Source organism: Embleya sp. NPDC020630, assembly GCF_044334985.1.
Lineage (GTDB): Bacteria > Actinomycetota > Actinomycetes > Streptomycetales > Streptomycetaceae > Embleya.
In genome coordinates, this window is the sequence record NZ_JBIRUB010000013.1 from 1 (window position 1) to 23,295 (window position 23,295).

Below are 23,295 nucleotides of genomic sequence, written 5' to 3' on the forward strand. Positions count from 1 at the left end.
GCCCAATATCGAGCACGCGTCAGCCACTACAAACGACGAGGCCACAGCCCATAGGCCGTGACCTCATCAGATCAAGCACGGTTGCAGTACTAGGCGATTCCTGCGCGGGCCAGTCTTCGCATTGTTGTGGGAGATAGGCGGCTCAGCCACCAGGCGGCTCGCGCTTCCGGGGTTATTGGGGCCACCGCTTGGCGGCGGCGGATTGCTCGGATGATGTGGTCCGCCACCTTTTCCGGGGGGTAGTTGCGGCGGGCGTAGAGTCTGGATGCTCGTTCTCGCTGTGCGGCCTGGTCGGTGGTGTTCATTCCGGAGAAGGTGGTGCTTCGGGTGATTCCGGTGTTGACGATGCCCGGGTGGATCGTGGTCACTCGCACGCCGGAGTCGGCCAGTTCGGCTCGTAGGCAGTCCGACAGCATGGCCACCGCCGCCTTGGTGGTCGCGTAGGCCGCCAGCAACTTGGAGGGGGTGTACGCCGCCGCCGACGCGATGTTGACGATGTGTCCGCCCTCGCCGCGTTCGGCCAACAGCGTGCCGAAGGCCCGGCAGCCGTGGATGACGCCCCACAGGTTGACGTCCAACACGCGCTTCCACTCGGCGTCGGTGGTGGCCAGGAACGTGCCGGCGTGGCCGACGCCCGCGTTGTTGACCACGATGTCCGGGACGCCGTGTGCCGCCGCGACCTTGGCCGCGAAGGCGTCCATGGCCGCACCGTCGGATACGTCGACGCGGTACACGTGCGCCGAACGCCCGTACAGGCGGGCCAGTTCGGCGGTGCGTTCGGCTCCGGCCGAGTCGACGTCGCACACCACGATGTCGGCGCCCTGTTCGGCGAACGCGACCGCGGTGGCTCGGCCGATTCCGCCGCCCGCGCCGGTGATCAGGGCGAGGTGACCCGCGAACGGGTCCTTTCCGGGCCGCCGTTCGCCGTGCCTGGCCGCGTCGAGGTCGGGCGTCGTGGTGCCGTGGTCGATGTGTGCGGCGAATTCGCGGGTCATCCGGGCCACGGTCGGGCCTTTCTCCAGAAGGGCGGACCAGTGGCCGGCCGCGACCGTGCGCCGCCACAACCGGGGCACCCAGCGGTCCAGGTCCTCGGACAGCGCCGCACCGACATACGGATCGTCGGCGAGGGTGATCAGCTGCACCGGCACGGTCGTCTCGCGCCGCCCCGGAAGCAACATTCGGGGCAGCATGTTGGCCCGGTACAGCGCGATGCCGCGCACCGCGTCGTCGGCGAGCGTGGCCTGCGGGTGACCCGCGCGCGGCCGCACCCCCTCGGCCCGGGCCAACAGCCCGCCCCACCGCGCCGCCAGCCCCGACCGCCAGGCCGCGGGCGCGAGCATCGGCAGGTGGAACACCGCGATATACCACGAACGCGCCGACTGGGCAGCGAGTTGGCGCAGATGCCGTGGCGTGGGCCGGGCCAGTCGGTGCCTGGCCCAGTGTCCGACGTGGTCCAGGCACGGCCCGGAGACCGAGGTGTACGAGGCGATCCGGCGCGGCCCGGCCCGGTCGGTGACCGCCTCCCACGCCTGGATCGAACCCCAGTCGTGGGCGAGCACGTGCGCCGGCCGATCCGGGCTCACCGCGTCCAGCACGGCGAACAGGTCGGCGGCCAACTGCTCCAGCCGATAGCCGTATCGACTTCCGGGCGCCCCCGACGCCCCCGCGCCACGCACGTCGTAGCGCACCACCCGGTGGTCGTGAGCCAGATCGGCGGCGACGTCGTCCCACACGTGGTGGGTGTCCGGATAGCCGTGCACCAGCAGCACCAATGGGCCGTCCACCGGCCCCTGTTCGTACACCGCGAGCCGAACACCACCCGACACGACGGTCCGAGCGCGCACGACGCCGACTTCGCCGGCCTCTCCGACTGTCCCCGCCGTCATCGCGACCCCACTTCGCGCAACCGCCGCACATGCGGCACGTCGTCGTCCAGCCAGTACGCGTCATCGTCGGTGACCACCAGCAGCTCCTCGAATTTGGCGCCCACCGCGCGCAGCGCGATGTGCGGTTCCACCGCCCACAGGCCCGGAGTCGGCGCATGTCGCGACGCCCGACCGTCCGCCCACAGCGGCGAACGCCCCTGCAGCCGCTCGGCGATCAGCTCCCGGCCGAGGGTGCGAATCGTGCGCACACCGAAGCCGAGCACATGCACCCCGATCGGTCTGCGCAGGGTGACCCGGGTGACCTGATGGGCGATCACCCGCCCCGGATAGACCTGATGCCGGTTGTCGTAGCCGTGCGCGACCGTCAGTGCGTCGACCGCCCGGTACACGTCGTCCAGCGGCCTGCGCCGGCGCACCTCGGCCACGATCAGCTCACGGTAGGCACCGAGATCGGCCACGACCCGTTCCCACACCGGATTTTCGCCGACCTTGCCCGCGTAGCCGATGTCGCCGGTATACCCGTCCACGATCGGCGCGCAGTCCAGCACGTACGGCATGCCGTCGGTCAGGACCCGGCCGCTCGGGAAGAACTGCAACGGAGTACGGAAGTTGCGGAACGCGGTGCGGTCGCCGAACCACACGAACGGGATGTGGAAGCAATCCCGGACACCCTCCGCCGCCAACTCCCGCCCGAGCCGCGCGGCGGCCTGCCGCTCGGTGACGCCCGGTTCGATCCAGGCCGCGACCCGCTCGGCGCACCGATACGCCAACCGCTGCACGTTGCGGAATCGATCCAGGTCGTCCTCGTCGTACCGGAACGCCGGCATGCCCCCGGGCGCGCGCGCCGACGGGACCTTGAGCCGTGTGCTCATCTACGCCGCCTTCCAAGCGAGATCATGCGCGTCACAGGTCGAGGACCAACCGCTCGCCCTCGGCGGCGCGGGAGACGCAGATCAGCATGGCGCCGGCCGCGCGTTCGTCGTCGGTCAGGCGCAGGTCGCGGTGCTGCACGGTGCCGGCCACCACGTTGACCCGACACACGCCGCAAAAGCCCTGTCGGCAGGAGTAGGCGGTGTCGGGATCGGCCTCGCGCAGCACGTCGAGCGCCGGCCGGTCGGCCGGTATCGGCAGTTCGATGCCGCTGCGCCGCAGACGGAGGGTGAACGGGTGGCCGTCGACCACGGGCGCCGGCGCGAAACGCTCGAAGTGCAGGCCCCCGACCGGACTTGCCTCGACGGCCTTGCGTACGGCGGCCGGCATCGGCGCCGGCCCGCAGCAGTACACCGCCGCCCCGACGGGCGCCCGGCCGAGCAGCTCGGCGCAGTCCGGCGGGCCCTCCTCGTCGTCCGCACGCACTTCGAACCGGCCCTCGGCGCCGCCCAGTTCCGCCAATTCGGCGCCGAACGGCAGCGATTCGCGGGTGCGGCCGAGGTGGATCAGCCGCCAGTCCGATCCGAGCCGCGCGGCACGACGCACCATCGGCAGGATCGGCGTGATGCCGATGCCGCCGGCCAGGAAGAACACGGAGGGTTCGGCGGCGAACGGAAACGCGTTGCGCGGCCAGGCGGTTCGCAGCGTGGCGCCCACCGGCAACGCGTCGTGCATCTCGATCGATCCGCCGCCGCCCTCGGCCAGCCGGCGCACCGCGATCCGATACGTGTAGCGGTCCTCGGGGTCGCCGCACAGCGAGTAGTGCCGGCGACGTCCGGACGGCAGCGACAGGAGCAGGTGCGCGCCCGGCTGCCAGCGGGGCAGTCGGCCGCCGGCCGGCGTGGTCAGCCGCAGGGAGACCACGTCCTCGGCCTCGACGACCCGTTCGCGCACCACCAGTTCGAGCGCGTCGGAGCGGACGGCGGCGGTGTTCGGCGCGCCCACCCGGGCCGGCCGCCGGCCGCGCCGGGCGATCGCCTCGGTGTGGACGCGGCCCAGGACGGCCAGCGCCCGCATCATCCGGTCGCCGCGCTCGCGGCCATACAGATCCGGCGGCGGCGGGCTGATGTGCTCCGACGGTGCGGAGGTCGGCGGCGGGCTGATGTGCTCCGACGGTGCGGAGGTCGGCGGCGGGCTGATGTGCTCCGACGGTGCGGAGGTCGGCGGTATGGACGGACTCATCGGCATCCTCGGCATCGTCGGTGTCCTCGGCATCCGGATCGAAACAGGTATCGCAGCGAACTACCGCGCAGCCGCCCGCGCCGCCGGAGATCGGGCCAGATACGCCACCGCCTGACCGGTCGAGCCCTCCTGGGTCGGGTGGTAGCGCGGCTTGACGTATTGCGCGGCGGAGCGGGCCGCGCCGGTCAGTCCCGGCAACAACCCGCGCCGCGACGCCTGTACGTACCCGCGCCACGTCGGCCGTACCCGGCCCTCCAAGCCGGGGTCGGCCAGCATCAGGAAGCGCACGCCGCGCACCCACATCCAGGTGAGGACAGGTCCGGTGACCGCCATCGTGCGCATCCGGCGCAGATAGCTCGGGTCGAGGTGGACCAGCAAGTCGTAGGCCACGCTGCGGTGTTCCACCTCTTCGGCGCCGTGCCAGCGGAGCAGGTCCAGCATCACCGGGTCGACCCCGGCCCGGTCCAGGCCCGGCGCGTTGAGCACCCAGTCACCGAGGAACGCGGTGAAGTGCTCGATCGCGGCGATGATCGCGACCCGCTCGATCAGGTGCTCGCGCCCGGCCGAGCCGGTGAGGTCCTCCCGGCCGGCGAGCACGCGGTGGAAGAGCCATTCCACCTGGCGCACGAACGGCGCGGGGTCCAGGCCCTTGGCGAGCAGCAGGTCGAGCACGCCCTGGTGGGCCTCGGCGTGTACGGACTCCTGGCCGATGAAGCCGATCACGTCCTCGCGCAGCCGCTCGTCGGTGACCAGCGGCAACGCCTCCCGGAAGGTGCGCACGAACCAGCGCTCGCCCTCGGGCAGCAGCAGGTGCAGCACATTCATCGTGTGCGTGGCCATCGGCTCCTGCGGGACCCAGTGCATCGGCAGGCGCGACCAGTCGAAGCGCACGTCGCGCGGGTTGAGCGCGAGGTCGTGGTGCTCGTCGGCGCGAACGGCCGGACCCCTGGCCGGGGTTCGGGTGGAGCGGCGGTCGAGGCGGTCGCGGCGGGGGAGCGGTGGGCCGGGGGGAGCCGAGGACATGACGGTGCTCCTTCGTGGGGAACTCTTGCTGCCTCTCTGGTCACCTGTCTTGTTACCTCACAGTAGGGAGTGTTGAATAAAAGTCAATACTTCGAGTGCCGGTCGGTTTCGATACTCTGCGCGTACCCGCCGCCGTCGCCGCGACCGAAACCAGGCCCCGATTTGAACAAGAGTCAACGATCCCGCACGAAGGGTCGCCGGACCCCGCCCGACTCCGAGCGCTCGCAGGCCCGTCGCACCGAACTCGTCGCCATCGGGCGCCAGTTGTTCGCCAACACCTCCTACGACGCACTGTCCGTGGACGAGATCGCGACCCGGGCCAACGTCGCCAAGGGCCTGCTCTACTACTACTTCCGGAACAAGCGCGGCTTCTACGTCGCGGTGATCGAGGACTCCGTCGCCGACCTGGTCGCCCGCGCCCGCAGCGACGCCGACCAACCCGCGGCCGACCGGTTGCGCAAGGTGCTGGACGGCTATCTGCGCTTCGCCCAGGGCAACGAGGCCGCCTATCGCACCGTGGTCAGCGGCGGCGTCGGCTTCGATACCGACGTGCTCACGATCCGCGAACGGGTCCGCGAGGAGATGCTCACCTCGCTCGCCGACGGCGCCTACGGCCGCGTCGACCTGTCGCCGATCGCCCGCGCCGCGCTGGTGGGTTGGCTGTACTGCGTCGAGGGGGTCACGCTGGACTGGCTGGCCCGGCGGGAGTTGGCCCGCGAGGAGGTCCACCACCTGCTGGTGATGCTGCTGATGGACACGTTCGTCACCATCGCCGACCTCGACCCGGCGTGGCAACCACCCGAGGCCGCCCTCGCCCTGCGGCGCGCGCGGACGCGGCCGGAGTAGCAAGGGTCGACCACCGGCAGCATCCGACCGGCACCCGCCCCGCGCCGGATCGCCACCCGCCCCGCGCCGGATCGCCACCGACCCCCACCCGCCCGGGTCATCCCCGGGGCCTACCCGCTCACCCTCCGGGCGCACGTCCACGCCCGCAAGGTTCGTCCGCACGGCGATCGTCACCGCCGTACCGATTCCCTACCGTCGAGGGCATACCGGGCACCCGCCCGGCGGCCCTCCCCCGAGGAGGCGTCGACGCACCGGAGCCGCGGAGATCCAGCGATGATCACAGCCGAAGCACTGACCAAACGCTACGGTCCCAAGACCGCCGTGGAGGGGTTGAGCTTCACCGTCCGTCCCGGCGTGGTCACCGGCTTCCTGGGTCCCAACGGCGCCGGCAAGTCCACCACCATGCGGATGATCCTGGGCCTGGACCGCCCCACCTCCGGCTCGGTCACCGTCAACGGCCGCCGCTACGCCGACCATCCGGCCCCGCTGCACGAAGTCGGCGCGCTCCTGGAGGCGAAGGCGGTACACACCGGCCGCTCGGCGTACCACCACCTGCTGTCCATGGCCGCCACCACCGGCATCCCCACCCGTCGAGTGCACCAGGTGATCCGGATGGTCGGCCTGGACGAGGTGGCCCGCAAGCGGGTCGGCGGCTTCTCGCTCGGCATGGGCCAGCGGCTCGGCATCGCCACCGCGCTGCTCGGCGACCCGGCGACGCTGGTCCTGGACGAACCGGTCAACGGCCTCGACCCCGAGGGCGTGTTGTGGATCCGTACCCTGCTCAAGTCGCTCGCCGCCGAGGGACGTACGGTCTTCCTGTCCTCACACCTGATGAGCGAGATGGCGCTCACCGCCGAGCACCTGATCGTGGTCGGTCGGGGCCGGCTGATCGCCGACACGTCGGTCGCGGACTTCATCGCGGGCGCCGCGCCCGACCAGGTCCGCGTACGCACTCCCGACGCCGACCGCCTGCGGGCGCTGCTGTTCGGGCCCGAGGTGCGGATCGCGACCGAGGAGCGCGACGTGTTGGAGGTCAGCGGGGTCTCCAGCGACGACATCGGCCGGATCGCGGCGGCGCACGGCATCACCCTGTTCGAACTGGTCCCGCATCGGGTGTCCCTGGAGGAGGCGTTCATGGAGTCGACACGCGACGCGGTCGAGTATCGGGTCGGCGACCCGTCGGGCGGGACACGGGGCAGGGCCGCCTGATGTCGACCACGATCACCCCCGGCGCCCCCGCCCCCGACTTCGTCTCCCGCGCCGCCGGGCGCGGCCGGGTCACCTTCGTCCGCGTGCTCCACGCCGAATGGATCAAACTGCGCAGCCTGCGCTCGACGTTCTGGGTCCTGGTCGCCGCGGTCTTCGTGGTGATCGCGCTCGGCCTGCTGGTGACCTCCGGCACGGTCGACCGCTGGCCGGACACCGGTGCCGCCGAGCGCGCGCGGTTCTCCGCGCCCAACGCGAGCCTGACCGGCCTCTACCTCGCCCAGTTGGCCATCGGCGTACTCGGTGTGCTGGTGATCACCGGGGAGTACGCCACCGGCTCGATCCGGGCCACGATGTCCGCGGTGCCGCACCGCCTGCCCGTGTTGTGGGCCAAGGCCGCCGTCTTCGGCGCGGTCACCTTCGTACTGATGCTGGTCACCTCCCTGATCGCGTTCCTGGCCGGGCAGGCGGTGCTGAGCAAGGAGCACATCGACGTCGCGCTCGGTGACCCGGGCGTGCCCCGCGTGGTGATCGGTGTGGCCCTCTACCTCGCGATCACCGGCATCCTGGCGATCGGCGTCGGCGCCATCGTGCGCAACGCCGCCGGCGGCATCGCGATCGTGTTCGGCCTGCTGCTCGTGCTGCCCCAGGTGGTGCAGGCCCTGCCGACCGCGTGGCAGGACCACATCACCAGGTACCTGCCCAGCGAGGCCGGTCAGGCGTTCACCCGCTGGCATCCGTCGGCCGACGCGCTGTCCCCGAACACGGGCATCACGGTCTTCGCGCTCTACGCCGCGGCGACCCTCGCGGCAGCGGCGGTGTTGTTGCGCAGGCGCGACGCATGAGTACGGCACGGCGCATCGAAACGGCGCTGCGCCGGGACGGCGGCGGGCATGGGCTCGCCGCCGTTCCGGCGCGCGTGATGGCCTTCACCAGCAGACATCCGATCTGGGCCGACACCATCGTGGCGGTGGGCCTGGTGCTCATCTTCGAGTCCGGCAACCTGATGCGGCTGTCCGCCTGGTCGGTGGTCGGGCTGGCCCTGATCCTGCCGCTCGCGCTGCGCCGCCGGGCCCCGGTGGCGGTGTTCGCGGTGATCGCGACCGTGGCCCTGGTCCAGTGGATCGTCGACGCGCGCACCGGCGCGGACGCGAGCCTGCTGATCGCGCTGTACACGGTGGCCGCCACCCAGGACCGGCGCCGAACGGTGTACGCGCTGGCCGTGGTCGAGACCGGCATCCTGCTGGCCGTCGGGCGCTGGACCCTGGACGGCTACCGCTTCGGCGCCTTCGTCGGGCTGAGCGCGATGGCCGTCACGGCGGTGGTGCTCGGCGCGAACCTGCGCACCCGACGGCGGTACCTGGCCGCCCTGGAGGACCGCGCCCACCGCTTGGAGCGCGACCAGGAACAGCAGGCGCAACTCGCCGTCGCGGCCGAACGCGCGCGGATCGCCCGGGAGATGCACGACATTGTCACGCACAACCTGTCGGTGATGGTCGCCCTCGCCGACGCCGCCGCGATGACCGTGCGCAGTACGCCCGACCGATCCGCGACGGCGATGGAGCAGGTCTCCGGCACCGGCCGGCAGGCGCTCACCGAGATGCGTCGCTTCCTGGGCGTGCTGCGCGAGGACGAACCGGACGCGGCTCGGCACCCGCAGCCCGACCTGGCCCGGCTCGGCGCGCTGGCCGAACAGGTCCGCGCGGCGGGCCTGCCGACCACGCTGACCATCCAGGGCGACACCCGCGAGGTGCCGCAGGGGGCCCAGCTCGCCGTGTACCGGCTCGCCCAGGAGGCCCTGACCAACACCCTCAAGCACGCCGAACCCGGCGCGAACGCCCGGATCCGGGTCTGGAGTTCGCCCGAGCGCCTGGAGTTGAGCGTGGTCGACGACGGCCGCCCGCGCGCGTTCGCCGCCGCCGGCGGCACCGCGGCTACCAGCACCACCGGCACCGGCAGCGGCATCGCCGGCATGCGCGAGCGCGCCGCCGTCTACGGTGGCGAAGTGGCGGCCGGACCGCTGCCCGGCGGCGGCTGGCGCGTGTCGGCCGTACTGCACCTGACCGACCCGGGAGGATCCTGACGTGGCCATCGACGTACTGGTGGTGGACGACCAGCCGCTGCTGCGGATGGCGTTCACGATGGTCCTGGGCGCCCAGGACGACATGAGCGTGGCCGGCGAGGCCGACTGCGGCGAGGAGGCTGTACGACTGGCCGAACTCACCCGCCCCGACGTGGTGTTGATGGACGTGCGGATGCCCGGCATGGACGGCATCGAGGCCACCCGGCTGATCACCGAGCGCTGCCCCGACACCAGGGTGCTCATCCTGACCACGTTCGACCTGGACGAGTACGCGTTCGCCGGACTGCGCGCCGGCGCCTCCGGCTTCCTGCTCAAGAACGCGTTGCCCGCCGAACTGCTCGCCGCGATCCGCTCGGTCGCGGCCGGCGACGCGGTGGTCGCGCCCCGGATCACCCGCCGCCTCCTGGAGACCTTCGCCCACCGCCTGCCCGAACACGACGCCGCACCCGGCGCCGAGGACCCGCGCCTGGGCGGCCTGACCGAACGCGAACGCGGCGTCCTGGTCGAGATGGCCCGGGGCCTGTCCAACGCCGAGATCGCCGCCCGCCTCCAACTGTCCGACGCCACGATCAAAACCCACGTCAGCCGAGTCCTGGCCAAACTCGGCGTCCGCGACCGAGTCCAGGCGGTGGTGGTCGCCTACGAAAGCCGCCTCGTGCAACCCCTGTGAACCGCGCTCCCGCGCGATCGCCGCAGCCGATGGCGTCGACGGCGGATGGGCGGGTGGGTAGCCTCAGGAGACTGACTCGTCGTATTCGGGCGCGCCGTCGACGGCGACGGTGCCGAGCCACGGAGAACGCACATGCTCAAGGCATTCGCGGACCTGTCCACGCCTCTGGTGGCCGACGCCTGCGTCCGGGTCGACGCGCCGCTGCGGATCGCGCCGCCCGGGATTCGGGCGGTGGTTCCCGGGCAGCGGATCGCCGGGCGGGTGTTGCCGGTTCGGCACTACGGGAGCGTGGACGTGTTCCTCGAGGCGTTCGGCGCGGCCGAGCCGGGTGACGTACTGGTGATCGACAACGGTGGTCGCCTCGACGAGGCGTGTGTGGGCGACCTGGCGGTGTTGGAGGCCGAGGCGGCGGGGGTGGCGGCGCTGGTGGTGTGGGGGCTGCACCGCGATACGCCGGAACTGGTCGAGATCGGGCTGCCGGTGTTCAGCTACGGCGCCTATCCGCCGGGACCGACTCGGCTGGACGAGCGTGAGCCCGAGGCGCTGACCTCGGCCCGGGTCGGGCCGCACACGGTGGGCGTCGAGGACGTGGTGTTCGGCGACGAGGACGGCGTGCTGTTCGTCGCCGCCGACCGGGTCGAGGAGGTCCTGGCCACCGCCCACCGCATCCACGACACCGAACGCGAACAGGCCCGCCGCATCCGCTCCGGCGACACCCTGCGCGAGCAGACGACCTTCGCCGACTACCTGTCCCGCCGCGCCGCCGACCCGTCGTACACCTTCCGGCAACACCTGCGCCGCACGGGCGGCGCGATCGAGGAGTAGCCGAGGGGCGGCGGTAGGCGCGCGCCGACCTTCGGCGGCGGGGCGCGACGCCGCGGGGATCGGCACGCGGTCGGGCCACGGTCGCCACGCGGTCAGCAGGCCGGCGGGCGGCACAGCGCCAGCACCAGCGCGTCGTCGGTCAGGCGCAGCGTGCCGACGTGCCGCCGCAGGTCGTCGCCCAGCCGCTCGACCGCGGCCACCGGATCCGCCGCGATCGGTCGCTCTCCGCCGAGCAGCGCCTCGATTCGCTCGACCAGCGGATAGTGCCGGCCCCCCGCGTCCCGCGCGTCGGCGAAGCCGTCCGTCATCATCAGCAGCAGGTCGCCCGCGCCGAACGGCACCTCCCACTCGGGTGGCGTGCCCGGGTCCAGCTCGCCCAGACCCAGCGGCAGGCCGGGATCGGGCGGTTCCAGCACATGCACGGTGCCGTCCGCCCGGATCGCCACCGGCTGCTCGTGGCCGCGGTGTACGAACGCCACCTGCTCGGCCCGCACCTCGACGAGCAGCGCGGTCACGAAGCGGTCGGCCGGCGCGTTGCGGGTCACACTGGCGTCCACCCGGCGGGCCACCGCGCTCAGTTCCGGCTCGTCGTACGCCGCCTCGCGAAACGCGCCGATCGTGATCGCGGCGGTCCGCACCGCCCCCAGCCCCTTCCCGAGGACGTCGCCGATGATCAGCCGCACCCCGAACGGGGTGTCGAGCGCGATGTACAGATCCCCGCCCAGCTCCGCCCCCTCGGCCACCGCGAAGTAGCGCACCGCCAACCGCAGGCCGCCGAGGCCGTCGGTGGGCGGCATCAGGATCGCGCGCTGCGCCGCGAGGGCCACCTCGGAGACCGCGACCAGGGCCCGCTCGTGCCGTATCCGTGCGGCGGACAGGTACATCGCCAGCGCCGTGGCCATCACGTACATCCACGTGCTGATGTTGAACAGCTCGTGGTACTCGGGCCCGAGATAGCCGTCCACCGACGCCAGCCAGTAGCGCAGCGGCAGCGAGACGCCGCCGATGACGAGAATCGCCAGGGGCGGCGCGGTGGCGGCGGCGAGCGTCGGCGCGAGCAGCAGGAACGGATAGAACACCATCGACGAACCCGTCGCCAGGTCCACGACGGTGACCACGACGAGGATGCCGACGGGCAGCGCGATCTGACGAAACAGCGACTGTGTCGCGGTTCCGGCCACGGGCTGCTGCGGCTCCCTGCTGCTCATCGGTGCGTCCATGGTCGCCCAGAATGTAGTGGTATGCCGCATGCGCGGCGCCCGCTGAACAGGTGACGACACCCGAACGGGCGGCCCGGCGAGGTGGGAGCGGGGGGCGCGGCGGGGAGAAGCGGGATCCGGGCCGAACGCCGGCGTCCCGCACCCGTCGGACCCGGGACGCCGATCGCGGCGCCGCCGGGCCGGGCGATCCCGGCCGTCGGCGCCACGCGGTCTACGCGGTCTGGTCCACGCTCTTGATGATGGCGAACGGTGCGCCGAACGGGTCGGTCAGCCACGCCAGTCGGCCCACGTCCGGGACGTCGGCGGCGGGCATCGTCACGGTGCCGCCGTTGCGCTCCGCCTTGGCGATCACGTCGTCGGGGTCGGCGACCTCGAAGTAGGCGATCCAGTGCGCGTCCTGCCCGTGCGGGTCGGGCACGATGCCGCCGAAGGAGGTCGCCTGCTGGTCGCCCTCGGCCGTGGACAGCACGTTGTATGTCATGTCGGGCATCTCGAACTGCTGCGTGCGCCAGCCGAACAACTTGCCGTAGAAGGCGAGCGCCGCGGTGGGTTCCACGCCGTGCAGTTCGACCCAGGCAAGTGAGGTCGGCCTGCCGACCAGCTCCGCGCCCTGGAAGGTGCCGGGCTGCCAGATCGCGAAATCGGCGCCCGCCGGGTCGCTGAGCGGCGACATCCGACCCATCTCCATCACGTCGAACGGGTCCACCCGGACCCGGCCGCCGCCGTCGGTCACGGCGCGGGCGGTCGCGTCGGCGTCGGGGCTCTTGAAGTAGACGGTCCAGGCGGACGAGGCGCCCTCCTCGGTCAGCGGCCCGAGTCCGGCGACAGGCTTGCCGTCCTGCTGGAAGAGGCCGTAGCCGCCGGCATCCTCGCCGGCCGACTGGAAGTCCCAGCCGAAGATCGTGGTGTAGAAACGCGCCGCCGCGTCGGTGTCGGGGCTGCCCAGGTCGAGCCAGTTCGGCGCGCCGGTCGCGTAGTCGGTGCTGAGCATGTCGCTCCTTCGCCGGACCTCGCTTCGGTCCGAATTGCCGCAGGTGTCATGAATTGCACGGACTCGACAAGTCTGACTCCGGACACCCGTTCCGCGCCTGCGCACGCGTGGGTGGTGGGCTGCGGTCGCACTGCGGTCGCGCTGTGGTCGTGCCGAATGGGTGAGCGATCCGCCAGGCGATCAGGGCGGGCGCGAGGTATGGGGGAGCGGGGGCTCAAGGCTTCAGGGGATGACCGTGACCGGCCAACGGGCCGAGCGGACCAGGCGGATCGCGAGCGAGCCGACGAGGCGGTGGCCGAAGCGTTCCGAGGCGCCGACGACCACCGCGTCCGCGCAGACCTGGTCGGCGAGTTTGGCGATCTCGTGCGCCACGTCGCCGTACGCCTCGACGAAGCGGTGGCGTACCCGCAACTCGGCGGCCCGCTTCGTGATGTAGTCGGCGACCTCGTGGACGGCCGACTCGTGCGCCTGCTCCATCACCCCGGCCCCCTCGGGGGTGGTGGCGGCGATGCCCATGGGGGCGCGGACGTAGACGGAGACCAACTCCGCGTCGCCGCGGCGGGCCTGCCCGAGGGCGTAGTCGGCGGCGCGGAGCGAGGTGCGGCTGCCGTCCACGCCGACGAGCACGGCGCGCGGTCCGTCCGTGCCGAGTTCGAAGACGGGCGGCGACGCGGGGTCGGTCACGGGTGCTCCTCGGACATGGGGGTTGTGCGCACGCGTTCGAGGGGCGGGCGACGGCTTCCGAGGCTACCCCCGGTCGGGGGACTGGCGGTGTTCGACCACGCAGTCCGGGCCCGGGGACATGATCGATTCGTGGCCGTCCGCGGCGCGGATCCGGAAGGGCGGGGTACCGTCCGGCCCCAGCACCTCGACGATCTCGACGACGTGGTCCTGTTGGCCGACGACCCGGCCGTGGATGAGAAGGCGATCGCCCTTGGTTGCGTGCATGTCGACTGGCTCCTCTGGGGTGGGGTGGGGAGTCGATTCAGCCATCAGATCGTAACAGGATGATCACGGTGGGTGAAGTTCGGGAACGAGCCGTCGTCGATGGTGGCTGGAGTCCCGAGCCGATCTCTCCTACAGTTCGTAGGACTTACGTGCTTCGCCCGGTGAGGGGATGTGTCGGATGGCGCAGCGTGCAGGCGGTGGGTCGGCCACCCCGGCGGGTCCCGCGGAGCAGCCCGCGCTTCGGGGCGGTGCGGTCTTCGACGCGGTGGCGGCCGAGGTGCCTCGGGCCCGTCGGGTGCTGGCCTCGGCGCTGCGTCGGCGGCACGTGCACGAGGACGACGTGCATACCGCGCAGCTGATCGTCTGCGAGTTGCTGAGCAACGCGATTCGGCACGGGAATGGGCCGACGATGGACCTCGACGTGCGGATCGAGCCGACGCGGATCCACCTGGCGGTACGCAGTCGGCACGCCCGGCCGCGACGGCTGCCCCGGCCGAACGGCCCACCGGAGGACAGCGAATGCGGCCGGGGGCTGCGCCTGGTCGAGGCGTTGGCGGTGGAGTGGGGGAGCCGGCCGGTGGCGGGCGAGTTGCTGGTGTGGGCCACGATCGCGCGGACCGAGGCGGGGGCGGGCGGGTGACGGGCGGTTGGGCAGGTGTGGGCGGACGGCGTGGCGGCGGCGTCAGCGGTGTGCCGACTGGATCGGGTGGGGGCATGTGGTGGTGATGTGGCAGCGGAGCAGGGTCGTGCCGAAGTGGGTGGTGCCGGTCGGGGTCGCGCCGGTGATCAGGACGGTCATGGCCGGCGCGCTCGCCCGGACCGCTGGGTTGCGTCGGTGGGTGCCGGTCGGGCAGCCCTCCAGGAGCAGGCGGATCCGGCGTCCCGCGTAGGTCGGGGAGCGGCCGATCAGGTGGTGCGCCCCGCCGCTCGGGTCGGGTTCGCGGATCGGCCCGGCGAGTGCCGCCTTGCACACCGCGCTCGCCAGGACGACCGGGTCGTGGTCGTGCTCGATCGCCCATACGTCGGCGGCCCGCGTGGTGCCGGGCAGCCGAGCAAGCGGCACACCTCGGCGCCGGCCTGCCACCAGTGGTGGGCGCGGGAGATGTGGCCCTGCTCGTGTGCGAGACCGGCCGCCAACTCGTCGTCGTCGAGCGCCGCCAACGCGCCGGCGCTGACCACGATCGAGCGCCGCCGCCGGCCGACGGCCGCCATCAGCACCTCGCGGTCGCCGACCACGATGCTGCCGCCCGGGCCGGTCAGCGGCAGTGGGCGCAGCGGGGTGCGGGCGCCGCGCAGGCAGGCCCGGAGACGGCGGGCGATCGCGGCCAGGGTCAGGAACGCCAGGCCGCCGAGGGCGAGTTCGGTGTCACCGACGCCGGTGACCACCTGGTGCGGCAACTCCCGTACCCAGTGCGCGAAGCGTGGGGTGTCCGGCAGGCAGATCACCGCGGTGAGGACGAGGCCGATCGCCACCGCCGCGCGGGCCGCGAGAGCCAAGGCCCAGATCGCCGCCGCGCCCACGGGACGGACCCGGTCCAGCGGCGCGAGGTGTGGCAGTACGATCACCGCGCCCGGCAGCGCGGCTCAGACGGCGAGCGAACTCATCGGCCGTCGGGCCCGCGTGCGATCTCGATTCGGCGGGCCAGCGCACGCAGGTCGGCCAACTCCGACGCGTCCAGACCGCCGACGAGTTGGGCCAGCGCCACCCGGCGGGCCGGCTCGGAGGCCGCGGCGAGCGCCGAGGACACCGACGACGCCACATAGTCGGCCTCGGTCACCGTCGGCCGGTACACGAACGCCTGACCGTCCCGCGCCCTGGCCAGCAACCCCCGCTCGGCGAGGCGGTTGCACACGGTCTGAACGGTCGTATAGGCCCCGCGCGAGGACTCGGGCAGTTCGGATCTGATCCGCTCGACGGTGCCGGCCTCGATCCGCCACAACACGGCCATGATCTCGGCCTGCAACTCGCCCTGCACCCGCGGTGATTCGCGCATGCCCGTGTCCCTCCGTCCCCGGCTTCGCTCTCCCGGCCCCGTAATCCCGTACCCGTACCCCGCATCCGTCCGCGCCACGCTCGGTGGCGCCATGCCGGCGAACGGTGACGGCACTAGACCGTACCCGCTCGTGCGGGGTGTCCGGTCATCCCGCAACGCCGTCGTAGGCGCGTCGGGGCACGGTCGCCGGCATGGCCCGACGGGTCAACGCGTGGTCGGGACGCTCACGCGCGGGGTGGTCGACGTGGGCGCGGGGGCGGTTGCCGCGACCGGGCGTTCGCGCAACAGCAGGCCGGCGGTGAGCGCCACCAGCGAGGCGGTCAGGCCGTGGACGCCGAAGGCCGTGGCGGTGGAGCCGTCGTTGCTCAGCACGACCGTCATGTCGCCGGCCGGGATGAAGGTCATGGCGAGCATCGTCCAGCCGAGCGCCCGCCGGTGTCCGGTCAGCAGCAGGGCGAGTATGACCAGCCCGGTGCCGATGTCGCGGACACCCTTGACGGCGAGGAAGCCGGTGCCTTGGTGTTCGGGCCAACTGGGCAGGCCGAAACCGGACGCGGTCGCCTGCGGGTCGAGCAGGTAGGCGAGGCCCACGTAGATGATGAAGCCGCCACCGAGGGCGGCCAGGATGGTGGTGAGGGTCCTGAGCTTCATGGTGTTCTCCCGAGTGTCGGGCCGGTGGGACCGGCTGTCGTCGCCTTGTGGGGAAAACACTCGTCGGGTGGTCCTGGAAGGCACATGGAAGCGACTTGGAGGCGGCCCGGAGGGTGTGCGGGGAGCCGCCGGGGCCGGTCGGTGGGGGTGGGTGCGATTAAGGTGATCATGAAGGGGTTCGCGGGGTGGTTCGGCGAGGGGAGCGGGGACGTGGCGATACGGGACCAACTGCGGGGCATCGGCGGCGCGGTGGGCTCCGCGGCGGCGTCCGGGCGGGCCGCGGTGGGGAGTCGGATCGGGGCCGGTCGGGCCCGGGTCGCGTCGGGCGAGTGGGTGCACGCGACGCTGGACGCACTGCCCGCGCCGGCCGCGCCCACCTTCGTGGCCTGGGAGTTCTCCCTCGGCGCGCTGGTGTGTCGGCACCCGAAGGTACCCGCGATCACCGCCCGGCCGCTGCGGTTGCTGGACGGCCTCGGTGCCGTGCGCTTCGGCCCCGAGACGGTCGGCTTCGACGGGGAGGACATCCCGTGGGAGAAGGTCGTCCGGCTGACCACGCACGACGCGTTCGAGTCGATGACCACGGCGGCGCTGGACACCGAGGTGGACCGGATCCGCGAGGTGTTGCCGCCGTTGCCGGGGCGCAAGTGGGCGGTCACCAAGGTCGTGGAGGGGTTGCTCACCGTCGTCCTGGCCTCGCTGGAACAGGCCGACGACCGGCGCATCGACCGGGTCCCGGTGGCCTGCGAGATCACCTACCGCGGCCTGCTGGGCCGGGAACGCACGCTGCGGGCAAGCCTGTTCGCGACCGCGCTGCTGGCTCGGCAGACCGCCGTCGCGGAGAGCCTGGTGGCCACCGCGCGGGCGCACGGCGTCGAGGTGGTCGAGGCCGCCTCGGCGGGCGGCTCGGACGACGCGGCGGTGGCCGAGCGTACCCGGGTGCTGCGTGCCCGTACCGACACGATCGCCACGAAGCTCCGCGCCCAGAGCGAACAGGCCGAAGCGGTGGTGGCCGACGGCGAAGAGGAGCCGGACGGGGTGGAGGCGGCGCGGGGGATCGGCGACGGGTCGGCCGGCGGTGCGGGAGCGGGGCCGGGTGCGGTGGCCGGTTCGACGACGGGCACGGCCTCGGCGTCTGCTGCGGTCACGCCCGCCGGTGTGGGTCCTCGGCGCGGCGCGGCGCCGCCGAACGGGCCTTCGTATCCCGCCCATCCGAGCGACGCCACCGACCCGACCGATCCGTTCGCCTGCTGAGCGTCGAAACGCCGCGTCGAACCCTCGGGTGATTCGTACGACTCCCCCCGGCCCGAGGGCCCGCGTGTACTCCTCGGGCCCTCGGGCCGGGGTGGCGTCGTGGGTCAGACGACCTCGTTGAGCTTCCCGGTGGCCACGTCGAAGACGAAGCCGCGCACACGGTCCTTGTGCACGATGAACGGGTCGGCCTTGATCCGGCCGATCGACTGGCGTACGTCGGTTTCCACATCCGTGAACGCCTCGCTCGCCCAGGCGGGCTTGAGGCCGGTGTCGGCCGCGATGTCGGCCTTGAACCCGTCGTCGTCGAAGGTCAGCATGCCGCAATCGGTGTGGTGGATGAGGATGATCTCCTCGGTGCCGAGCAGCCGTTGACTGATCGTCAGCGACCGCAGTTCGTCGGCGGTGATCACCCCGCCGGCGTTGCGGATCACGTGTGCGTCGCCCTCGGCCAGCCCGAGGATCGCGTACACGTTCAACCGCGCGTCCATGCACGCGACCACGGCGAGGTGCCGGGCGGGCGGGAGCGGGAGGGGACCGGTGAAGTTCTCGACATAGGCCACGTTGTTGGCCAGGAGTTCGTCGGTGACGGACATGTGGGGTCCTTCGGCTGGGGAGTTGCGGGACTCACCCGATCCCGGCGCCCGAAGTGTCGTGCGAACCGGGCGGGTTCGGACGCGAAGCGGCCACGCGGGCGGTGACGACACGCGGCGTGGCCCACGGACACCACTCGTCGAACAGGCGGACGCGGCGCGTCGGCCAGAAGCCTTCGAGCGAAGTCGCCGCCACACCGGGCCCGTTCCCCATGAGGACAGTGAACTGAACGTGCCCGTGTGGCGCAAGCGCACACCCGTTCGGGGTGGGGCCGCTCAGGAGGCCAGGGTCGATTGGTTGTGGGTGCCCCACAGGTCTCGGGTCGCGTAGGCCGGTTGCCACAGGTTCAGGTAGGTCGGGCGGATGGATTCCGGGAGTCGGCCGAGGATGGTGGTGACCGTCTCGGGATCCGCCCGATCCAGCAGCCAGGGCAGGTAGCGGCAGGTGCCGGAGCCGATGCGGCGGCCGTGTTCCACATCGAGTCGGTGCGCCTGTTCGGCGTCGGCGACCGCGTCCAGGAGCGGCAGGACCTCGTCCTCCTCGTGGGCGAGGTGTCCGCGCAGCCCGGTGACCAGGCCGTCAAGGAGGTCGCCGAGCCGGGTGGGTCCCCACGCCGGGTCGGCGAGTGCCGCGTCGATCGCGTCCAGGAGCGGGTCGAAGGTGGCGTGTTCCGCCTCCATCACCGCGATCAGGGCCAACTCGTCCGGCCGGTGTGCGAGCCTGCGGCGCAGGAGCGGCCACAGGGCCGCGTCCTCGGCGTCGTGATGCACACGCAGGTAGCGCTCGAACATCTCCCACCCGCCCGCGGACCGCAACACGCGCCACGTCTCGTCCTCGCCGCGCGCGGCCAGGCGGGCGATCCGCTCCAGGTCGCGGCGCAGCGCGTCGTGGATGGCGAACGTGGTCGACATGTCGTGGCGAAAGGCTCTGTTGCGCACGGGATTCCTCGCTTGTGGCCGGGTCGGGTCGAGTGGCGTGGGGAGTCGGCCCTCGATCTCCGTGACTCCGCGCTCGTGTACCTCTTTGACGCGCGGCGACGGGGTGATGTGACCGGCGATGTGTCCGCGATCCGGTCGCCGGCGCAGCCGACTCCGTCGATCGGCGTTGTCCGACCCGACGGTTAGGGTGTCGCGGCGTGAGCGAACCCGGTTTCCTTCACGCCACCCGAGCGTCCTACGACACGATCGCCGCCGCGTACACCGACCTCGCCCGCGACGAACTCGCGCGCAAGCCGATGGATCGGGCCCAGTTGGCCGTCTTCGCCGAATCGGTGCTCTCGACCGGCCCCCAGGTCGGGCCGGTCGCCGACATCGGCTGCGGCCCGGGTCGGATCGCGGCGCATCTGCACGGCCTGGGACTGCGCGTGTTCGGCCTCGACCTGTCGCCGGGGATGATCGCGGCGGCCCGGCGGGAGCATCCCGAACTGCGCTTCGAGGTGGGCTCGATGCTCGACCTCGACCTGGCGGACGACAGCCTGGGCGGGCTGGTCGCCTGGTATTCGATCATTCATGTACCGGACGAGGAACTCCCGCGCGTGTTCGCCGAGTTCCATCGGGTCCTGGCTCCGGGCGGCCGGTTGTTGCTTGCCTTCCAGGCCGGCGACGAACCGCTGCGCCTGACCGAGGCGTTCGGCCACGAGGTGTCCCTGGACTGCCATCGTCGGCACCCGGACACGATCGCCGCCCTGCTCACCGCGTCGGGTCTGGTCATGCACGCGCGGACGGTTCGTGAGCCCGACCCCGGCGAGGGTGTACGTCCCACCAGGCATGCGTATCTGTCGGCCCGAAAGCCCGGACTCGATCCGGGCGCGTGAGCCGGTCGCCGAGCCGGTCGGGTCGGGATCGCGTGGTGCCGGGTTCGGTCGCCCCGGCCGCCGTCCGGGATGTGAGCCCGGACGGCGGTTGGGGGATCGTGCTTCGGGTCAGCCCAGCGACGCGGTCAGGGTGATCTCCGTACCGGGTGCCAGCAGCCGTGAGATGGGGCAGTTCCGCTTGGTGACATCGGCGATCTTGAGGAACTCGGCCTCGTCGATCCCGGCGGCCACGACGGTGTTCTCCAGGTCGATCCGGGTCACGGTCGGGGCGCCGTCGACCTTGTCCAGGTGCACCTTGGCGGTGGTGACCACGCTCGTGGCCGGGAAGCCCGCGTCGCCCAGGCCCTTGGCCAGGGCCATCGAGAAGCAGCCCGCGAGCGCCGCGCCGATCAGTTCCTCCGGGTTGGTGCCCTCGCCCTCCTCGAAGCGGGACTTGAACGAATAGGCGCCTTCCAGGCCGCCCTTACCGGTGCGCATGGTGCCGGCACCCTCGAGGATGGTGCCCTGCCAGTGTGCGGTCGCGCTACGAATAGTCATGGGACGACCCTAGCGCGTGACGGTATTCGTTCCCGTGGACGTGGCGGCGGCCCGCCGCGCCTCGCACCGCTTCGAACCCCGGTTTCCTCCCGGCCTCCCGGCTTCCCCGACCTGGCGTGGTGTCCGATGGAGGGCGCCCGGGCGGCGTGGACGTCCCGCGTAGGCTGAGGGTCGTGCCGCCGGGTATCCGGTCGCCGGAACGAACACCTCGAACGGAGGGGAAGCGCAGTGAGCGCCGACCACGACGCCGCGCTCCTCGTCCTCGACGAGGTCGGCCACCGCTACGGGGACCGGCCCGTGCTCGACGGGATCAGCGCGTCGATCCGCCCCGGGGAGTGCCTGGCGCTGATGGGCGACAACGGGTCCGGCAAATCGACGCTGCTGCGCCTGGCCGTCGGCCGCGAACGGCCCGCCTCGGGCGAGGTGCGCTTCGCCGGCGTTCCCGTGGACGAGGACGACCCGGCCACCCGCGCCCGGATCGCGACCGTGATGGATGTCGGCGCCCACTACCCGGACCTGACGGTACGTGAGCACCTGATGCTGGTCGCCGTCGCGCACGGGCTCGGCCGCGACGCCGACGACGTGGTGGACGACATGCTCGTCGAACACCGGCTCGGCGACCACGCCGACGTCTTCCCCGGCGGCCTGTCCTCCGGGCAGACCCAGGCGATGTCGCTGGCCGCCGCGTTCGTCCGGCCGCACGACCTGCTGGTCCTGGACGAGCCCGAACAGCGGTTGGACGCGCGGGCGCGGGCCGAGTTGATCGAACGACTGCTCGCACACAAGGCGGACGGTGTGGCGATTCTGCTGGCCACGCACCGCGACGACCTGGCCCGGGCGGTGGCCGATCGTATCCTGGTGCTGGACCGGTACGAGGCGGGGACGCCCGGGGACGGCGGGGGCGGCGAGTCGGCCGGTTCCGGTACCGCGCAACCGGTCGACGCGTCGTGTCCGGCGCCTCGGCCGCACGGGGGTGTCGGCGGGCCCACGCCGCAGTCCGCGCGATGAGCGCCGAACCCGACTTCGCGGCCGCCACCTCGCGAACCCTGGCCCACCTCCACCGCGTTCGCCGCGCCGAGCGCGAACGGCGGCGCGGCCGAACCGCGTTCGCGCTGTACACGATCGGGTTGCTGGTCGCGATCTGGGGCGTGCCGTATCTGGTGGCCGGCCTGCACACCGCGCGGGCCGGCGGTTGGGACGGCCCGGCGGCCCGGCACGTGCTCGCGTCGCTGCCGGTGACCGCGCCGACCCTGGTCGCGCTGGTCCTGTACGCGGCCGCGCGTGACGCGCTCTGGCGTGGCCCGATCCGGCTCGACGGGCCGGCCGCGAGTTGGCTGCTGCCGCTTCCGGTGCTGCGCCGGCGGTTGTTCCGGCCCCGGCTGCTCGGGGCGATGCTGGTCTCGGGCGCGGCGGGTACGGCGGCCGGTGGCGCGGCGGGCTTCGTGTTGTACGTCCTGGGCGCCGATTCCTGGCCCGGGCCGACCGCCGGCGGCGCGTTCGCCGGGCTGCTCACCGGGCTCGGCGCGGTCGGGGCCGGCGTGCTCGTGCAACGCCACGACCGCGTTCCGCTCCGGTACGCGGGGCGGACCCTGCTCGGCGTACGCCTCGTGCTGCTCGTCCTGGTCGCCCTGTCCGTACCCGCGCTGCTCGGCTCCGGCACGGGGTGGATCGGCACGGTGGTGTCCTGGAGCGGCCCATGGGGGTGGGCGACCCAACCGCTCCTGGCCGCGACCGCGACCCGAGCGCCGGGATGGGCCCCGGCCGGCGTCCTGGCCCTGCTCGGAACCGCCGCCCTGCTCGGCCTCGCGTGGCGCGCGTCGGGCGCAATCCCCGCCGAGGGCCTGCGGACCCGGACCGCGCTGGTCGCGCGGGTGACCGCGTCCGTACTCACCCTGGACCTGCGCCAGGCCGGCACCGTCGTGCGCGGCGCCCGGACGACCCGACGGCCGCGCCCGGTGTGGCGACTGCCGATCCCGCACGATCGCCGGTTGACGATCCCGTGGCGCGACGCGACGGCCCTGCTGCGCGCGCCGCGCCTGCTGGGATGGGCGGGCCTGTGGACCACGATCGCGGTGACGCTGACCGCCGCCGCGCCCGAACCGGCCACCCGACCTCGGGTGTTGCTCTGCGCGCTCGCGCTGACCGGCGCCTACCTGGCGGTGAGCCGGCTCGCCGAACCCGCCCGCGTGGAGACCGACGACGTCCGGCGCGCCGGCAATCTCCCTTTCTCCGCCGGGGTGTTGGCACTGTGGCACGGCGTCGTGCCAGCGCTGTCGGCGATCACGGCGACGGGTGTGGGCCTCGGGGTCTGTGCGGTGGTCGGGCGCTGGCATCCGGCGCTGCTGTTGCTTCCCGCCGCGGTGCCGGTGTTGACCGGTGCGGCATTGGTCAGCGCGTACCGGGGGCCGGTCCCCACGTCCGTGCTGTTCGGCGCGGACACCCCGATGGGCAACACCGCCTTGGCCCAGACCGCGCTGTGGTACCTGCGAGGGCCGCTGGCCGCACTGGCGGTCGGGGTACCCGCGCTGGCCGCGGCCGGCGCACACGACGGGCTCGCTCCGATCCCGCTCGCCTGCGTCCTCGCGGCGGCCGGCCCGATGGGGTGGTGGGTCCACTACACGGGCCGCCGGCTGCGCGCGGGCTGAGGG

The 23,295-nt window shown here is 72.7% G+C and carries 26 protein-coding genes; 11 read left to right on the forward strand and 15 right to left on the reverse strand.

What is annotated here, in order from left to right; genetic code table 11:
- Positions 1-89: 89 nt before the first annotated feature.
- The 4 genes from ACH4XV_RS33620 to ACH4XV_RS33635 are packed head-to-tail and all read right to left on the reverse strand — an operon-like array spanning position 90 to position 5,021.
- Entirely contained in the window at positions 90-1,886 is a 1,797-nt protein-coding gene (locus ACH4XV_RS33620) for an SDR family oxidoreductase (RefSeq protein ID WP_395796108.1), read from the reverse strand.
- The gene (locus tag ACH4XV_RS33625; protein WP_395796109.1) at positions 1,883-2,758 is read right to left on the reverse strand and encodes a M24 family metallopeptidase; all 876 of its coding nucleotides are present in this window, start codon (positions 2,756-2,758) and stop codon (positions 1,883-1,885) included. Before ACH4XV_RS33625 ends, ACH4XV_RS33620 begins: the two co-directional genes overlap by 4 nt.
- A gap of 31 nt (positions 2,759-2,789) precedes the next feature.
- Positions 2,790-3,998 (reverse strand): PDR/VanB family oxidoreductase, encoded by a 1,209-nt coding sequence (locus ACH4XV_RS33630; RefSeq protein WP_395796110.1) that lies wholly within the window; start codon positions 3,996-3,998, stop codon positions 2,790-2,792.
- A 60-nt stretch (positions 3,999-4,058) separates the two neighbouring features.
- The gene (locus tag ACH4XV_RS33635) at positions 4,059-5,021 is read right to left on the reverse strand and encodes a metal-dependent hydrolase (protein ID WP_395796111.1); all 963 of its coding nucleotides are present in this window, start codon (positions 5,019-5,021) and stop codon (positions 4,059-4,061) included.
- Between the two features lie 162 nt (positions 5,022-5,183).
- Between ACH4XV_RS33635 and ACH4XV_RS33640 the strand changes: the two genes are divergently transcribed.
- The 6 genes from ACH4XV_RS33640 to ACH4XV_RS33665 all read left to right on the forward strand — a co-directional run bounded on the left by ACH4XV_RS33640 (position 5,184) and on the right by ACH4XV_RS33665 (position 10,651).
- Positions 5,184-5,867: a TetR/AcrR family transcriptional regulator gene (locus ACH4XV_RS33640; protein ID WP_395796112.1), complete on the forward strand. Its 684-nt coding sequence runs from the start codon at positions 5,184-5,186 to the stop codon at positions 5,865-5,867.
- Positions 5,868-6,140: 273 nt separating this feature from the next.
- Positions 6,141-7,076 carry an ATP-binding cassette domain-containing protein gene (locus ACH4XV_RS33645; protein ID WP_380042634.1) on the forward strand — a complete coding sequence of 312 codons (936 nt, stop codon included), beginning with the start codon at positions 6,141-6,143 and terminating at the stop codon, positions 7,074-7,076.
- Positions 7,076-7,918: an ABC transporter permease gene (locus tag ACH4XV_RS33650; RefSeq protein WP_395796113.1), complete on the forward strand. Its 843-nt coding sequence runs from the start codon at positions 7,076-7,078 to the stop codon at positions 7,916-7,918. The genes ACH4XV_RS33645 and ACH4XV_RS33650 overlap by 1 nt, the downstream gene beginning before the upstream one ends.
- Complete coding sequence (locus tag ACH4XV_RS33655) at positions 7,915-9,156, forward strand: sensor histidine kinase (protein WP_395796114.1); 1,242 nt, start codon at positions 7,915-7,917, stop codon at positions 9,154-9,156. The genes ACH4XV_RS33650 and ACH4XV_RS33655 overlap by 4 nt, the downstream gene beginning before the upstream one ends.
- A gap of 1 nt (position 9,157) precedes the next feature.
- Positions 9,158-9,826 (forward strand): response regulator, encoded by a 669-nt coding sequence (locus ACH4XV_RS33660; RefSeq protein WP_395796115.1) that lies wholly within the window; start codon positions 9,158-9,160, stop codon positions 9,824-9,826.
- A gap of 132 nt (positions 9,827-9,958) precedes the next feature.
- Positions 9,959-10,651: an RraA family protein gene (locus ACH4XV_RS33665; RefSeq protein WP_395796116.1), complete on the forward strand. Its 693-nt coding sequence runs from the start codon at positions 9,959-9,961 to the stop codon at positions 10,649-10,651.
- 92 nt (positions 10,652-10,743) lie between these two features.
- Here ACH4XV_RS33665 and ACH4XV_RS33670 read toward each other — a convergent pair whose 3' ends face one another.
- The 4 genes from ACH4XV_RS33670 to ACH4XV_RS33685 all read right to left on the reverse strand — a co-directional run bounded on the left by ACH4XV_RS33670 (position 10,744) and on the right by ACH4XV_RS33685 (position 13,810).
- Complete coding sequence (locus ACH4XV_RS33670; RefSeq protein WP_395796117.1) at positions 10,744-11,859, reverse strand: PP2C family protein-serine/threonine phosphatase; 1,116 nt, start codon at positions 11,857-11,859, stop codon at positions 10,744-10,746.
- Positions 11,860-12,082: 223 nt separating this feature from the next.
- On the reverse strand, positions 12,083-12,862 hold the full coding sequence (locus ACH4XV_RS33675) for a VOC family protein (RefSeq protein ID WP_395796118.1): 780 nt from the start codon (positions 12,860-12,862) through the stop codon (positions 12,083-12,085).
- 222 nt (positions 12,863-13,084) lie between these two features.
- The gene (locus ACH4XV_RS33680; RefSeq protein ID WP_395796119.1) at positions 13,085-13,546 is read right to left on the reverse strand and encodes a universal stress protein; all 462 of its coding nucleotides are present in this window, start codon (positions 13,544-13,546) and stop codon (positions 13,085-13,087) included.
- Positions 13,547-13,609: 63 nt separating this feature from the next.
- Positions 13,610-13,810, reverse strand: a complete 201-nt coding sequence (locus ACH4XV_RS33685) for a DUF1918 domain-containing protein (RefSeq protein ID WP_395796120.1) — start codon at positions 13,808-13,810, stop codon at positions 13,610-13,612.
- Positions 13,811-13,988: 178 nt separating this feature from the next.
- Between ACH4XV_RS33685 and ACH4XV_RS33690 the strand changes: the two genes are divergently transcribed.
- Complete coding sequence (locus ACH4XV_RS33690) at positions 13,989-14,450, forward strand: ATP-binding protein (RefSeq protein ID WP_395796121.1); 462 nt, start codon at positions 13,989-13,991, stop codon at positions 14,448-14,450.
- Positions 14,451-14,492: 42 nt separating this feature from the next.
- Here ACH4XV_RS33690 and ACH4XV_RS33695 read toward each other — a convergent pair whose 3' ends face one another.
- From ACH4XV_RS33695 to ACH4XV_RS33710, 4 genes are all read right to left on the reverse strand, one after another.
- Positions 14,493-14,783 carry a hypothetical protein gene (locus ACH4XV_RS33695; RefSeq protein WP_395796122.1) on the reverse strand — a complete coding sequence of 97 codons (291 nt, stop codon included), beginning with the start codon at positions 14,781-14,783 and terminating at the stop codon, positions 14,493-14,495.
- Positions 14,717-15,376: a M48 family metalloprotease gene (locus ACH4XV_RS33700; protein WP_395796123.1), complete on the reverse strand. Its 660-nt coding sequence runs from the start codon at positions 15,374-15,376 to the stop codon at positions 14,717-14,719. Before ACH4XV_RS33700 ends, ACH4XV_RS33695 begins: the two co-directional genes overlap by 67 nt.
- Before the next feature lie 35 nt (positions 15,377-15,411).
- On the reverse strand, positions 15,412-15,804 hold the full coding sequence (locus ACH4XV_RS33705; protein ID WP_395796124.1) for a BlaI/MecI/CopY family transcriptional regulator: 393 nt from the start codon (positions 15,802-15,804) through the stop codon (positions 15,412-15,414).
- Between the two features lie 204 nt (positions 15,805-16,008).
- A complete protein-coding gene (locus tag ACH4XV_RS33710) occupies positions 16,009-16,455 on the reverse strand; it encodes a DUF4267 domain-containing protein (protein WP_395796125.1) in 447 nt (148 codons plus the stop codon).
- A gap of 210 nt (positions 16,456-16,665) precedes the next feature.
- On the opposite strand from ACH4XV_RS33710, the gene ACH4XV_RS33715 reads away from it, so the two are divergent.
- Positions 16,666-17,706, forward strand: coding sequence for a hypothetical protein (locus ACH4XV_RS33715; RefSeq protein WP_395796126.1), 1,041 nt, complete (start codon positions 16,666-16,668; stop codon positions 17,704-17,706).
- Between the two features lie 104 nt (positions 17,707-17,810).
- On the opposite strand, the gene ACH4XV_RS33720 is transcribed toward ACH4XV_RS33715, so the two are convergent.
- A complete protein-coding gene (locus ACH4XV_RS33720; RefSeq protein ID WP_395796127.1) occupies positions 17,811-18,299 on the reverse strand; it encodes a beta-class carbonic anhydrase in 489 nt (162 codons plus the stop codon).
- Between the two features lie 273 nt (positions 18,300-18,572).
- Positions 18,573-19,235, reverse strand: a complete 663-nt coding sequence (locus tag ACH4XV_RS33725; RefSeq protein WP_395796128.1) for a hemerythrin domain-containing protein — start codon at positions 19,233-19,235, stop codon at positions 18,573-18,575.
- Between the two features lie 197 nt (positions 19,236-19,432).
- On the opposite strand from ACH4XV_RS33725, the gene ACH4XV_RS33730 reads away from it, so the two are divergent.
- Positions 19,433-20,110 (forward strand): class I SAM-dependent DNA methyltransferase, encoded by a 678-nt coding sequence (locus ACH4XV_RS33730; RefSeq protein WP_395796129.1) that lies wholly within the window; start codon positions 19,433-19,435, stop codon positions 20,108-20,110.
- 108 nt (positions 20,111-20,218) lie between these two features.
- On the opposite strand, the gene ACH4XV_RS33735 is transcribed toward ACH4XV_RS33730, so the two are convergent.
- A complete protein-coding gene (locus tag ACH4XV_RS33735; protein ID WP_395796130.1) occupies positions 20,219-20,647 on the reverse strand; it encodes an OsmC family protein in 429 nt (142 codons plus the stop codon).
- 228 nt (positions 20,648-20,875) lie between these two features.
- Between ACH4XV_RS33735 and ACH4XV_RS33740 the strand changes: the two genes are divergently transcribed.
- Both ACH4XV_RS33740 and ACH4XV_RS33745 read left to right on the forward strand, forming a co-directional pair.
- Positions 20,876-21,655: an ATP-binding cassette domain-containing protein gene (locus tag ACH4XV_RS33740; protein WP_395796131.1), complete on the forward strand. Its 780-nt coding sequence runs from the start codon at positions 20,876-20,878 to the stop codon at positions 21,653-21,655.
- Positions 21,652-23,292: a hypothetical protein gene (locus tag ACH4XV_RS33745; protein WP_395796132.1), complete on the forward strand. Its 1,641-nt coding sequence runs from the start codon at positions 21,652-21,654 to the stop codon at positions 23,290-23,292. The genes ACH4XV_RS33740 and ACH4XV_RS33745 overlap by 4 nt, the downstream gene beginning before the upstream one ends.
- The last annotated feature ends 3 nt before the right edge of the window (positions 23,293-23,295 follow it).

What these genes read in the sequence shown, in the direction of transcription:
- ACH4XV_RS33620 (WP_395796108.1), bottom strand. Translation starts at nt 1,886, where the DNA reads ATGACGGCGGGGACAGTCGGAGAGGCCGGCGAAGTCGGCGTCGTGCGC.
- ACH4XV_RS33625 (WP_395796109.1), bottom strand. Translation starts at nt 2,758, where the DNA reads ATGAGCACACGGCTCAAGGTCCCGTCGGCGCGCGCGCCCGGGGGCATG.
- ACH4XV_RS33630 (WP_395796110.1), bottom strand. Translation starts at nt 3,998, where the DNA reads ATGAGTCCGTCCATACCGCCGACCTCCGCACCGTCGGAGCACATCAGC.
- ACH4XV_RS33635 (WP_395796111.1), bottom strand. Translation starts at nt 5,021, where the DNA reads ATGTCCTCGGCTCCCCCCGGCCCACCGCTCCCCCGCCGCGACCGCCTC.
- ACH4XV_RS33645 (WP_380042634.1), top strand. Translation starts at nt 6,141, where the DNA reads ATGATCACAGCCGAAGCACTGACCAAACGCTACGGTCCCAAGACCGCC.
- ACH4XV_RS33650 (WP_395796113.1), top strand. Translation starts at nt 7,076, where the DNA reads ATGTCGACCACGATCACCCCCGGCGCCCCCGCCCCCGACTTCGTCTCC.
- ACH4XV_RS33655 (WP_395796114.1), top strand. Translation starts at nt 7,915, where the DNA reads ATGAGTACGGCACGGCGCATCGAAACGGCGCTGCGCCGGGACGGCGGC.
- ACH4XV_RS33665 (WP_395796116.1), top strand. Translation starts at nt 9,959, where the DNA reads ATGCTCAAGGCATTCGCGGACCTGTCCACGCCTCTGGTGGCCGACGCC.
- ACH4XV_RS33670 (WP_395796117.1), bottom strand. Translation starts at nt 11,859, where the DNA reads ATGAGCAGCAGGGAGCCGCAGCAGCCCGTGGCCGGAACCGCGACACAG.
- ACH4XV_RS33675 (WP_395796118.1), bottom strand. Translation starts at nt 12,862, where the DNA reads ATGCTCAGCACCGACTACGCGACCGGCGCGCCGAACTGGCTCGACCTG.
- ACH4XV_RS33685 (WP_395796120.1), bottom strand. Translation starts at nt 13,810, where the DNA reads ATGCACGCAACCAAGGGCGATCGCCTTCTCATCCACGGCCGGGTCGTC.
- ACH4XV_RS33690 (WP_395796121.1), top strand. Translation starts at nt 13,989, where the DNA reads ATGGCGCAGCGTGCAGGCGGTGGGTCGGCCACCCCGGCGGGTCCCGCG.
- ACH4XV_RS33705 (WP_395796124.1), bottom strand. Translation starts at nt 15,804, where the DNA reads ATGCGCGAATCACCGCGGGTGCAGGGCGAGTTGCAGGCCGAGATCATG.
- ACH4XV_RS33710 (WP_395796125.1), bottom strand. Translation starts at nt 16,455, where the DNA reads ATGAAGCTCAGGACCCTCACCACCATCCTGGCCGCCCTCGGTGGCGGC.
- ACH4XV_RS33720 (WP_395796127.1), bottom strand. Translation starts at nt 18,299, where the DNA reads ATGTCCGTCACCGACGAACTCCTGGCCAACAACGTGGCCTATGTCGAG.
- ACH4XV_RS33735 (WP_395796130.1), bottom strand. Translation starts at nt 20,647, where the DNA reads ATGACTATTCGTAGCGCGACCGCACACTGGCAGGGCACCATCCTCGAG.
- ACH4XV_RS33745 (WP_395796132.1), top strand. Translation starts at nt 21,652, where the DNA reads ATGAGCGCCGAACCCGACTTCGCGGCCGCCACCTCGCGAACCCTGGCC.